The following is an 11,989-nucleotide window of genomic DNA, read 5'->3' on the forward strand; positions in this document are numbered from 1 at the left end:
GGATGTGGTCACGTGAATTCGACACTCACATGATCAAGGAAGCCGTGCCTGCACTTGCCTTCGGGCCATCACAACATGAGCATGACGGCCCATTACCGGGCGCTCTCACCCGATCCGCGACCTTGCAACGTCCCTGCCGCGCCGTGCCGGGAAGGATCGCTATACGGGCAGCAGGAATGCGCCCGCGTCGGTCCTGAGGATCTGGCCGGTCACCATGTCGGACTCGTCGGAGGCGAGATAGATAAGCGCCCAGCCGTGATCGTCCGGGGTGGCGATTCGCTTGATGAGGTGCAGATTGTCGACGAACTCGTTCAGCTTTTCGCCCGGGTAGTGATCGCGGGTGGCCTGGGTGTCGGTGATCCCCGGGCCGATGCAGTTCACGTTGATGCCCTGCGGCGACAGTTCTCGCGCAAAGGCCACTGTCAAACCCTGAACCGCAAGCTTCGTCAGACCGTAGACGTTCGACGAAAGGGCGCCGGCTGTCGACGACTGATTGATGATCTTGCCCCGACCTTGACCGATCATGACGCGGGCGACCGCCTGCGTCGTCAGGAGAACACTCGTGACGTTCACGTCCACGAATTTCTTCCAGTAGTCCACGGGGAGTTCGGTCATCGAGTAGTGGACGTATCCGGCGTAGAGAGCTGCGTTGTTGACCAGGATGTCAATCCGCCCGAAGGTGCTCACCGTGGTGTCGACCATCTCTTGGACGGCGGTGGGATCGGTGAGGTCGACGGCAACCGAGATCGCCTCCGCCCCGGTGCCGCGGATCTTCTCCGCATTGGCAGCCACGAGATCCCCCTGGATGTCAGCCAGGACCACCTTTGCGCCCTCGTGAGCCAGCATCTCCGCGTAGCGCTGACCAATTCCCTGCGCGCTCCCCGTGACGATCGCAACCTTGTTCTGAAGCCTCATGTGCATTTCCTCCTGTTGTGCGCAACTCCGGGTCGAATCACTTCGATGAGTACTTGAGCGTCTTGACTTCGGTGTATTCGAGAACACCACTGACACCGAACTCGCGTCCTAGCCCGCTCTGCTTGTAGCCGCCATACGGCGCGCTCGGCGTGCCGCTGCCAGGGCCGTTGGCATTGATGGTTCCGGCGCGGAGCGCCAGGCGACTCGGAGCGCTCGCGACAACTCGCCGCTCCAGACAGAGCCGACGAGACCGTAATCGGTGTCGTTCGCCAGGCGGACGGCCTCGTCCTCGTTCTTGAAGGTCTGCACGACGACGACCGGTCCGAAGATCTCTTCACGGGCGATCCGCATGGACGGCGTCACATCGGAGAAGATCGTCGGTTCGAGGAAGTCGCCGGCCTCGCAGTGGCTCGGAACCCCTCCGCCCGAAACGAGGGTTGCGCCCTCTTCGACACCCGAAGCGATATAGCCCCGGACGCGCTCCCATTGGGCCCGACTCACGAGTGGCCCCATTTCGGTTGCGTGATCCGTCGGGTCCCCCACGATGACGGACTCCGCGCGGGCCTTCATACGGGCGACAACCTCATCCTTAATGCTTTCCTCGACGAGGACCCTGCTGAGGGCGGCACAGCCCTGGCCCGCGTGCCGGATCACCAGTCCGCAATCACCGGCGAGGGCGGCGTCCAGATCAGCGTCGGCGAAGATGATGTTCGCGTTCTTCCCGCCGAGTTCGAGCGTCACCGATTTCAGTGTGCTTGCCGCGCTTGCCATCACGGCGCGGCCCGTCGCCGTGCTTCCCGTAAAACTGACGTGGTCGACGCGGGGGTCCGAGGTCAGCATCGCCCCGACGTCACCGGTGGCTCCCACGAGAACGTTGACGACGCCGGCCGGTATCTCGGTCTCTTCGTCAATGATCCGGGCGATCAGCGCCGCGTCGAGGCAGGTGTACTCGGTCGGTTTGAGCACGACGGTGCAGCCGGCCGCCAGCGCCGCACCAACCTTGTGGACGTTGAGCATGAAGGGATAGTTGAACGGCGTGATGGCCGCTACGACCCCCACCGGCTCGCGGATCACGACGGTATGCCCTACACCGGGAACGGAGCCTTCGAACGCACCACCGGCAATATCGACCCACTCAACCGGGTCGCGGCCCGCGAGTTCGGCGTACTCGTACATCGCCTTGATGGGAAAGGCGACCTGCATGTTCTCGGTCTGCGCCACCGTGCAGCCGCCCTGGGTCACGACCAGTTCACCGATATCGGCCGCGTGCCGGTCCAATGCCTCGGCAAATCCTCGAAGGATTCTTGCCCGCTCCTTACGAGGCAGCCGTGGCCACGGCCCTTCGTCGAAGGCCCGGCGTGCCGCTGTGATCGCCCGGTCGGCGTCTGACGGCGCGCATCGCGGAACCCGTACCACGACCTGGGCGGTCGCCGGGTTGACCACCTCGACGAACCCGTCCCCGCTGCCCTGCACGAACGCCCCGTCGATGTAATTGTCGAGCAGCCTCTGATCGATCGAAGCGCCCACGGCGGCAACTGTCATTGCATTTTCTCCTTCGAGCTCTGCCGAATAGATGGACAGTGAAACCTTCTCGTCACGACCCGCCGCGGGGCAACCGGACGGGGAACTGTCGGGCGGTGGTGTTGCCGAAGCAGGTCCGGAGCTTGTCCTAGTCGTGATCAACCCAGGGGTACATCTTCCCGGGAGGATATGCCCGAGCAAGGAACTGGAGCGCGAGACCCGCGTCCAGTGCAATGTCCAGGTGGCGCCTGATTTCCAGCGTCAAAGCGGCACGCGTATACCGCAAGGTCAGCCGGGGCCGGCGGATGAGTTCATAAGCGATCTCCCAGGCCCGCTCCATGAGCTTCTCCAGTGGCAGGACCTCGGCGACGAGACCGAGATCGAGGGCCTCGGAGGCCGAGATCTCGCGCCCTGACAAGAGGAAGTGGCGGCCGCGATTCACACCCAGCCACATCGACCACAAGATGTTGACGCCGTCGCCAGGTACGCCGCCGGTGTGGAAGTGGGCGGTGTCCTGGAACACCGTGGTTTCCGCTGCAAGGACGATGTCGCTGAGCAGCGGAAGCTCAGCGTGATAGCGGGCGGGTCCGTTGACCACGCCGATCACCGGGGTCGGAAGCGCCATCAGCGCATCCAGGAGGGCCTTGCCCCGGCGCATCATCGCATCCCGAATGTCGGCACCCTCACGCTCCGGGCCCCAGGACTCGCGATCGATTCGCGTCATGAACTCCTGTCCGGTACCGGTCAAGATGAGGACTCGGTTCTCGGGGTCGTCGCCGATCGCTCTGAAGAGCTCGGGTAGCTCGCGGTGCGGAGCCTCACCCCACACGAGGGAATCCTCGTCCGTGTGCAACCGGACCAGGAGGATGCCGTCGCGGCGCTCGAGGGCAACGTTGGTGAAGCGGGTTGCGTAATCGCTGAGTTTTGTCGACATCCATAGCCTCTCAATCGACCGCTGGCACTCAGACCGCGGTGTAGCCGCCGTCGACGGCGAACGTCTGGCCCGTCACCCACTGCGACGCGTCGCTCGCAAGGAACACCGCGATGTTCGCGATGTCCTGCACGGTCCCCAAGCGCCCCGCAGGATAGGCCTCCGCCGAGCGCCGTAGGTTCTCCGCCACGGCCGCCTCGACATCCGTGGCACCCTCGGCGATGACCTTTGCTCGACGACTCGCCAGCAGGAGTGCTGTGGGGACCGTGCCCGGACAGATCACGTTCACCCTGACCCCGGTCGACCCGAAGTCTGCTGCCATCTCGCGAGTCATGGCGACGACGCCACCCTTGGCCGCGGTGTAGGAGAAGTTGTCCTTGATGCCGACCAGTGCCGCGATGCTTGCCACGTTGATGATCGAGCCACGTCCGGCCTCGAGCATGACCGGCAGGACATACTTGGCGCACAGCCACGTCCCCTTGAGGTTCACGTCGATCACGCGACGCCATTCCTCTTCGGCAACCGAGGCTGCCGTGCCATGCCCACTCATTCCTGCGGATGCGAACAGCGCATCGATACGACCTGTCCAGTCGACGGTGCCGGTGACGGCCCCCTGCACGTCGTCGGCCGACGAGACGTCCGCGACGAACGCGCGTGCACTTCCCCCGGAGGCAACGATCTCCTCCGCGACCGCGTGGGCCGCATCACCGTTCAGATCCAGGCACGCAACAGCCGCGCCGGCTTCCGCGAACTGGAGAGCCGCCTGGCGGCCGAATCCCGAACCCGCACCGGTGGCGATGATGGTCTTCCCAGCGAGGGAGAAGGCGTTCGTACCCTGCTGCGTCTGGTAGTTGCTCAAGAAACTGCCCCGATCCCGACGGGAGCCGCGTGAATGGCATCAGCGATCTCGGCCGCCTGGAGAGCAGCCACCCAGACGAGATGTGCGTACGGGACGCGCGTCCCGGTTGACGGACCCACCGCCCAGATCCGGTTCTGAGGCGCACCCGCGATCGGCACCCTGAAGTCCCCGTCGATGATGACGTGCTCGACGTCCGCCGGTGCACGATCGATCGTCAGCCTGCCTCCGCCAATGTCGTAGAACCGCGGAGGGTGGTAGCCGGAGGCACTGACGATGTAGTCGAAGTGGCGCTCGGCCGGCTCGTCCGGGAAGGTCGCCACGAAGCCTTGACCGGTCCGGTCCACTCGCGAGGGCATGTCCACCAGGCTCACCCACCCACTGTCCAGCCCGTCGACGAGGAGACGGCCGAGCTCGACTGGAATACTGGCGATGTACCTGCGCGTGTGCGGACGCAGTGTGCCCGCGAGCGCCTGGTGCTCGTTCCAGTCGAGTCGGCGCGAGAGGTCGTTGAGGATGTTGACGGACTCATAGATCATGTCCGACCATCGCGTCTTGCGATCCTCGGCGAGAGCGACGTCCTCCCTCAGCCGGGCGAGCGCGGGGCCGTCCGCCGAGATCTGATCCTCCAGACGCGTGCCGTCCGGTCGCGACGCCGCCGCGCGTTCGAGCAGCTTGTAGACGTCCATCAAGATCGATTCGGAGGCGAGATCGAGCTGGGCGAACTCGTCGTGCGGCAGGATCGGTTCCGGCGGGTAACGGAAGATGTCCCGGACCGAGGCGAACTCACCGCTGCGGGAACACATCGCGACCTCATGGCCGCGGTTGCGGAGTGCCACGAGAGCGTCGAGCGCGCTTGCCTTCATGCCGACGACCAGAATCTTCGACCCGGCGGGGAGCTCACGGAGCTTGGAACCCGGGTACGGCGTCACGTAGTACCTCGGGTCTCCGACCAGATGATCCAGCACCCGGGGCACGATCGGCTTCTCCAGACCAGCCGCGAGGACGATGTCCGTGGCCGGCACCGAGCTTCCATCGGAGAGATGCACGCTGTAGTCGTCGCCGATCGCCTCGATCTCCACCGCCCGGGCTGAGACATGCTTGATAGCCGTGCCGCTCCGACGCAGCAACTCCGCGTGCTCGCGCGCCCGCTGGACGGTGTAAAAGCCGACGATGTACCGCGGCACCTGGGTGTCGCGGTCGGCCTGCCAGCCGTGCTCCCGGAGAAAGCGGACGAAGTCGTCGGGATCGTCGGAACGGAGCGAGGTCAAGGCGACCGACGAGTTGCACATGAACTCGAAGTCGTCGGCGCACAGCTCGCCGAACACGTTGCCCGCACCTACCGGGTTGGGGTCGACGAAGGTGACGGACTCGAGTTCGACCCCGGGCTTCAGCCGCAAGAAGACGGTGATGGCAGCGGGGCCCGCGCCGATGAAGACGACCGACCTTCCGTTGGTTGTCATGCGAACTCACTTTCTAAGACATGCCAGGTCACGTGCGGAACGGCCTGAAAAACTCGCGAACGTCTGTCACGAACTCATCGGGAATCTCCATGGCCGCGAAGTGGCCACCACTCTTGGCGTCGGTTCGGTGCACCATGTTGTGGATGCGCCGGATCCAGGCATCCGGGGGCGGCAGCCGGATGTCGTACGGACACAGGAAGAGTCCGGTAGGGGTGCTGAACGGAGTGCCGTCCGGCAACCTCAGGGATCGGTGGTTCCTCGCGGCACCGTAGGTCCACATAGGTGCATAGGGACCTGGAAGCCAGTGCATCATGAGATTGGTGAGGAGCCGGTCCCGGGAGAAGGGCGGTCGGCCGTCCTCGGTCGGCGTACTCCACGCCTTGAACTTGTCGAGAACCCACGCCGCCAGGCCCAGAGGCGAGTCGGTGAGCGCATAGGCGAGAGACAGCGGACGTGTCCCCTGTATCTCCTTGTACGCCGACTCTCCGTGGCGCCACTTCTCGTAGTCGGCCAGCCACGCCACTTCCTCCTCGGCGAGCTGATCCGCTGCCACCTCCGGAGCGAAGCTCACCGTGTTGATGTGCACCGCGGGCACCGACTCCGGATGGTCGTGCGCCAGCCAGGTCACCACACCGGACCCGACATCGCCGCCCTGGACGAAATAGCTGTCGAAGCCCACCACGTCCGACATGAGCGTGTGCAGTCTCGCGGCGATGTCGCGATGGGTCAGGTGTTGGCTGGGGGCATCGCTGAACCCGTAACCCGGAAGGTGCGGCGCCACCACCGTGAAGGCGTCCGCCTCCGACCCGCCGAACCGCTCGGGATGTGCGAGAGGCTCGACGACGTCCAGGAACTCTGTGATGGAGCCGGGCCAGCCGTGGCAGATCAGCAGCGGGGCCGGGTTGCTCCCTGACCCGGGCTCCATCAGGAAGTGCAGCCGGTCACCGGTCGTTGTGCGCCACTGAGAGAAGCGATTGATCTGTTGCTCCTGGGCGCGCCAGTCATAGCCGTCTCTCCAGTACGAGACGATGCCGCGCAGGTAATCCGCCGACGTCCCGTGTTGCCAGTCCGACTCCTCGGGCATGGGCCAACGGCTTCGCTCGAGGCGGTCGTGCAGGTCCGACAGCGTCTCGTCGGAGACATGGACCTCGAATGGCTCTGCGTTCTTCACAGTGGCTTCCCTCGATAGCGGCCGGGGGCTTCGTTCGCCCTCAGACGTGGGTCGGTTCCTGGGCGTGTGGCGTCCTGACGTCCCGGAGGACAGACCAGGGACGCAGCTTCTGTCCGCCGGAGCCCTCCAACGCCTTGCCGAACCGGTCGCGGTCGCGTTCACTCTTGGTCCCGGTGACGTCCAGATCGTGGAGACGGGCGAAGTTCTCGCTGAGGATCATCTTCTTGATGTCGTCGGTCAGTTCCGGGTATCCGAAGCCGAGCATCAGGTCCTCGGGCATCTGCATGTTCCAGAACCCCTCGATGACCGGCTGGGGGTGCACCAGGTTGCAGCCGGTCGCGAAGATGAGCTGCTCCGGGCGTGCCCGGTAGAGGAAGAGTCCGAGCGCTTCCTGAACGAACCGGGGTGCTGTGTAGGTGTAGTTCAGCGTGGATTCCAGCGTCACGTATACGTTCTTGTAACGGTGCAGAACGTCGGCAGTCTCCTCGTTGAAGGTGAGTCCGCCGTGAATGATCTGGAAGTTGAGGTCGGGGAACTTTCCTGCGGCGCCGATGAGGTCGGAGGTGTGGAACGGTCCGATCTCACCCGGTCCAAGTGGGCGACCCTTGTGGACGGCGACATTGCGGACCCCGAGGTCGAGGGCCTTCTGGAACACCGGGAAAGCCGCGTTCGGGTCGTCCATGTAGAACCCGGTCGACTCACCGTGGTAGAAGGTCGAGGGATACATCTTGAATCCGTCGACCCCGAGCTCGGCATACTGTTCCATCGTCTCGAGGCACTTGTTGCCCTTGAGCGGTTCGATGGCGGCGTAGACCACGAACCTCCCCGGGTACTTGCGCTTGAGCTCGAGACCCTTCTCCAGGGACGCGAGGCCGTCCTTGAAGAGATGGAACATCGGGAGGCTGTGGTAGACGGCGATGTCCACATCGCTCTCCAGGAAGACCGTCTCCGCCAGAGCCTCCGCCGACAGGTCGCCCTTGAACTCCTCGGCGGACATCGTGAACTCGTCCGAGTGCGATTTGTAGTACTGACGATGGTTGCGGTGCGCGCCCTCCGTGTACCGCGCCGCCCAGTCGGCCTGGACAGGGTCGTCGACGGTGTTCTCCTTCGTGAAGTTGTAGGCGTGCACGACGCCGTCGATGACGGGGATGCCGTTAAAAGCCACGGGCTTCTCCTTGTTCTTTGGCGGGCGAATTCTCCGCGGGCGTTCCGGGAACAACGTTGTCCCGGGGATCTGCTCGCCGCAGTCCGGGCGAGTCGGGGCCGAGGTCGACGATCGGGAGTGACCGGTACTTGAGCCGGCCGGGTGTCCACATCAGGTGTTCGCTCTGCTGGACGACCACGTTGCGGACTCCGGGGACGGCCCGGACGACGTTCTCGATGGCTTGCGTGATGTCCGCGAAGAACCAGCACGTCGGGTCGGTGAGAACGACGTCGATCGTGACGTCCCCCGTCGAACTGACGCGGGCCTCCTCGATCAGGCCCATCTCCCCCAGATCGCGGGGCTGCGAGGTTGCCAGACTGCAGGGGTCCATGACCGACGACGCGGTCCGTACGACCTCATCGCGAAGCTTGTCGGGGTCCAGCTGGGTTCCGCTCACGGCCTTACCTCCTCGGTTCTCACTGGACTCGAATCCAGGACCCCAGGCGTGTGCCCGCGGCGCACTGGTCGGCGAATTTGGATCGAGATCTACGAATGGACTGGAATCTAGTTATGTGAGCCTGTGACGTCAAGCACGTCGGCCCGGTACGTACAGCGAGCCGCCGCGTCACGTTCTTCGAAGGGAATCAAGTCCCCCGGCGGCACGGCGGTGTCCCGGCCGGGGCGCCCAAGGCGTCGAGAGGCTCGGCCAGTTCGGCGCCGAGCCGGCTGCACGACCAGGACGGAGGACTGCGCGCGATGGCCGTCGACGGCAGGAACAGCCTGCGCGGATCGCGCACGGCGACGAGGGCGGTGCCCTTGCCGGCGGCCGTCACCCACGGCGAACGCGCGACGCCGAACCAGCGGCAGGTCGCCGGAAGGAGGGCGCGACCAGCGGACGGATGAGGCGCGACAGCGCCGGATCGGACAGGCCGATGCCGTCGCGACGGTTCGCCACCGTTTGAACAGGTCCTCAGTTTTCTGCCTGGGCCACCGCGGTGCGAAGGATCGATTCGGGAACGGGAACCGTGTGGCCGGCGAGGTACTCACCGACCGCCTTGCCTTGCGCATCGACGCGCGTACAGGAGGAGACGCCGTCCTCGAGGAAGCCGGTGACCACGAAGTTCAGCCCCAGTAGGTTGTCGAACCGGTAGCGGTCGACCGCAAGTCCTGCTGCCTCTGGAACCAGCTCTACGAATCGTTCCGTGGTGAGGTAGCTGGCCAGCCAGTCATATGCTTCCGGTGTCCTGACCCAGATCCCGATGTTCGCGTTGCCGCCCTTGTCACCTGAACGGGTCATCGCCAGTTCGCCGAGCACTGTCGGCACCGTGTCCCCGAAGCGAGCGAGATCGGGCGCCTCGCCGTTGTCGGGAACGACCGGGTCGGTGTCCTCGCCTGTCACCCAGGGGACGGAGACGTCCGGCCGGCCCTCGATCCGCACGACCGGGGTGATGAGCGACTTGTCGATCAGGCATGGCCACTGGACGCCGAAGAGCCGACCCTCTTTGGGAGGGGTCGTCATGTAGTGGCCGGGGATGCTGGCGAGGCACATCTGGACGATCTTGTCGGAGAAGCCTTTCCGTCCCACCTTGGCGGGATCACGGTCCCGGACGTGAAGAATGACCAGCGCGGTCGCCTCGTCGAACGAGCCGTCGATCGGCCGACTGGGTCCGATGACCGACCAGCGGAACCCGTCGAAGTCCTCGGGCTTTCCGACCCGGCCTTCGATCTGCCGCTTCAGCCAGGCGATCTTCTCGGGGATGTGCGCGCCGGTGACGCCGATCGTCATCATGTTGCGGTAGCCACCCTCGTAGGTGAGGGACAGCTTGGTCGTCGTCGTGGGGCGGCTACCGCGGACAGCGGAGACCCGCACCCGGTCGTCGCCGAGATCCTCCAGCCGGAGCGAGGCGATGTCGGCGATCACGTCTGGGTTGTGATACCGGGGGCTGCCCACCTCGTAGAAGAGCTGCGCCTTGACCGTGTCGACGGTGACGACGCCTCCCGAGTCCGCGCTCTTGGAAATGATCGCGGTGCCGTCGGCGGCGATGTCGGCGATCGGCAGCCCCGGGTAGCCGAGGTCGTCGTACTCGTAGAAGTGTCCGAACATGCCGCCGGTGACCTGACCACCACACTCGATCAGGTGACCGACGACCACGGCCGCAGCCAGCCTGTCCCAATCCTCGCGGCCCCAGCCGAAGTTCCATGCCGCCGGCCCAACGACCAAGGACGCGTCGGTCATGCGAGGACAGACCACGATGTCGGCGCCGGCGTTGAGCGCCTCGACGATCGGCCACGCGCCGAGGTAGGCGTTCGCGGTGAGCACCTCGTGGTCAGGGAGGTCGAGCTTCTCTCCCGTATCCATGTTTGCCAAGACTGTGTTCCTGCCCAGGTCGCCTTCCAGGGCATCACGAAGGTTGTCGCCGACAACCGCCGCGACGGTCAGCTCGACCCCGGCTTCGCGGCACGCCGAGCGGATGGCGGCAGCACACTCCTCGGGGGCGAGTCCACCGGCGTTCGCGACGACCTTCACGCCTTGCGCCTTGATCTGCGCGAGATTGTCCTGCAGCTGCGAGACGAAGCTGCGGGCATAGCCCGGGCCACCGCGCAGCTGCGTCTTGCGCAGGATCAGCATCGTCAACTCGGCCAGGTAGTCGCCCATGAGCACGTCGACCCCGTTGTCGAGGAGCGTCTTCATGTTTTCGGGGCTGTCACCGTAGAAGCCGGAGAAGGCTCCGATCCGCAACCGGTCCTTGCGGGACTCCGCGGTGGTCATGCCTGACCGCCCTTCAGGTTGATCTTGCCGTTGTCCTGCCCGAGCTTCGGAGCGGCCGCGCGAATGCGTCCGGGTGTCCTCATCAGGTTGGGAACCGGCGCGGGCATCCGAACGGTCCCGTACTCCTCGGTCTCGACGGCGACCAGGCTGCCCCGCGCATTGACGTGCGGGTCGGCCGCGAGGTCGCTCGGCCGGTACACCCGGTCGGTCACCACCCCGACCTCGGTCAGTCGCGCGATGGCATCGCCGGCCTCATGCTTCGCGACCCAACGACGCAGCGCCGCCGAGGCTTCGACCGAGCTGGAAGTTTCCAGGGCGTAGACGCCCTCACCGCGCAGGAACGCGATCAGGTTCTCGATGGTGGACGTCGTGGCGGCGGACACCACGACGAACGCCCCGTCACTGGCGGGACAGATCTCGGTGACGAACGCTCCCTCGAAGGGGAAGGAGGCGCCGTTGCGCGCGGCGTCGATGCCGAGCTTCTCGAAGAACGGGATCTGCCACTCGATCATCCGGAACAGCCCGTCGTAGAGACCGAGGTCGATCATCTGGCCCTTGCCCGAGCGTTCACGCTCGAAGAGGGCGAGCATGATGCCCCAGGCGCCGTACATGCCGGTGATGAGGTCCGCGAGCGAATAACCCGGATGCACGGGGGGCGTGTCCTTGTAACCGGTGACGTTGGTCGCCCCGCTGAAGGACTCGGCGATCTTGCCGAATCCCGGCCGGTCGCTGTAGGGACCGCCACGGCCGAAGCCCGAGATGCGCAGCATGACGAGCCGGGGGTTGATCTTCTCGACGTCGTCCCAGCCCAGTCCGTACTTCTCCAGGGCTCCCGGTCGGTAGTTCTCGACGATCGCGTCACTGGAAGCGACCAGGTCCCTGACGTACTTGTTGTCCGACGGATCGGCCAGGTCCACCTCGACGCTTCGCTTGTTGCGACCGTTCACGGTGAACCAGAGGCTCTCCGCGCCGACAGGGCCCATCCGTCGCAGGCTGTCGCCGGATCCCGCCCGCTCGATTTTGATCACCTCCGCACCGAAGTCGCCAAGGAGACCACCACAGAACGGGCCCGCCATCGCATGGGCGAACTCCAGAACTCGAATACCGTCTAGGGGCATCGGCTCGGACACGGCTCTGTCCTCCATTCCGCGCGCTTATCAACCCAGGCACAGTGTGTACTTGAGTATAAGATTGGACATGAATCTATGATGGGAGGGA

Annotated in this window: 11 protein-coding genes and 1 pseudogene; all 12 read right to left on the minus strand. The window is 65.2% G+C overall.

Annotation, left to right across the window (positions count from 1 at the left end):
• Positions 1–159 precede the first annotated feature (159 nt).
• Positions 160–915 carry an SDR family oxidoreductase gene (locus WJ438_RS04040; protein ID WP_406723981.1) on the minus strand — a complete coding sequence of 252 codons (756 nt, stop codon included), beginning with the start codon at positions 913–915 and terminating at the stop codon, positions 160–162.
• A gap of 37 nt (positions 916–952) precedes the next feature.
• Positions 953–1,150: an aldehyde dehydrogenase family protein gene (locus WJ438_RS04045; protein WP_406729583.1), complete on the minus strand. Its 198-nt coding sequence runs from the start codon at positions 1,148–1,150 to the stop codon at positions 953–955.
• A gap of 23 nt (positions 1,151–1,173) precedes the next feature.
• Positions 1,174–2,457, minus strand: a pseudogene (locus WJ438_RS04050) (aldehyde dehydrogenase family protein); the annotation flags it as partial.
• Positions 2,458–2,584: 127 nt separating this feature from the next.
• Positions 2,585–3,370 (minus strand): enoyl-CoA hydratase/isomerase family protein, encoded by a 786-nt coding sequence (locus tag WJ438_RS04055; RefSeq protein ID WP_406723982.1) that lies wholly within the window; start codon positions 3,368–3,370, stop codon positions 2,585–2,587.
• Between the two features lie 28 nt (positions 3,371–3,398).
• Positions 3,399–4,226, minus strand: a complete 828-nt coding sequence (locus WJ438_RS04060; RefSeq protein WP_406723983.1) for an SDR family NAD(P)-dependent oxidoreductase — start codon at positions 4,224–4,226, stop codon at positions 3,399–3,401.
• The gene (locus WJ438_RS04065) at positions 4,223–5,686 is read right to left on the minus strand and encodes an FAD/NAD(P)-binding protein (RefSeq protein ID WP_406723984.1); all 1,464 of its coding nucleotides are present in this window, start codon (positions 5,684–5,686) and stop codon (positions 4,223–4,225) included. Before WJ438_RS04065 ends, WJ438_RS04060 begins: the two co-directional genes overlap by 4 nt.
• Positions 5,687–5,714: 28 nt before the next feature.
• Positions 5,715–6,857, minus strand: coding sequence for an epoxide hydrolase family protein (locus WJ438_RS04070; protein ID WP_406723985.1), 1,143 nt, complete (start codon positions 6,855–6,857; stop codon positions 5,715–5,717).
• Positions 6,858–6,897: 40 nt separating this feature from the next.
• Entirely contained in the window at positions 6,898–8,022 is a 1,125-nt protein-coding gene (locus tag WJ438_RS04075; RefSeq protein ID WP_406723986.1) for an amidohydrolase family protein, read from the minus strand.
• The gene (locus WJ438_RS04080) at positions 8,012–8,458 is read right to left on the minus strand and encodes an iron-sulfur cluster assembly protein (RefSeq protein ID WP_406723987.1); all 447 of its coding nucleotides are present in this window, start codon (positions 8,456–8,458) and stop codon (positions 8,012–8,014) included. Before WJ438_RS04080 ends, WJ438_RS04075 begins: the two co-directional genes overlap by 11 nt.
• 187 nt (positions 8,459–8,645) lie before the next feature.
• Positions 8,646–8,834, minus strand: a complete 189-nt coding sequence (locus WJ438_RS04085; protein ID WP_406723988.1) for a hypothetical protein — start codon at positions 8,832–8,834, stop codon at positions 8,646–8,648.
• A 137-nt stretch (positions 8,835–8,971) separates the two neighbouring features.
• On the minus strand, positions 8,972–10,741 hold the full coding sequence (locus WJ438_RS04090; RefSeq protein WP_406723989.1) for an acyclic terpene utilization AtuA family protein: 1,770 nt from the start codon (positions 10,739–10,741) through the stop codon (positions 8,972–8,974).
• Positions 10,742–10,767: 26 nt separating this feature from the next.
• Positions 10,768–11,901 (minus strand): CaiB/BaiF CoA transferase family protein, encoded by a 1,134-nt coding sequence (locus tag WJ438_RS04095; RefSeq protein WP_406723990.1) that lies wholly within the window; start codon positions 11,899–11,901, stop codon positions 10,768–10,770.
• Between the last annotated feature and the right edge of the window lie 88 nt (positions 11,902–11,989).

This window comes from Streptomyces sp. GD-15H, assembly GCF_045291515.1.
Classification (GTDB): Bacteria; Actinomycetota; Actinomycetes; order Streptomycetales; family Streptomycetaceae; genus Streptomyces.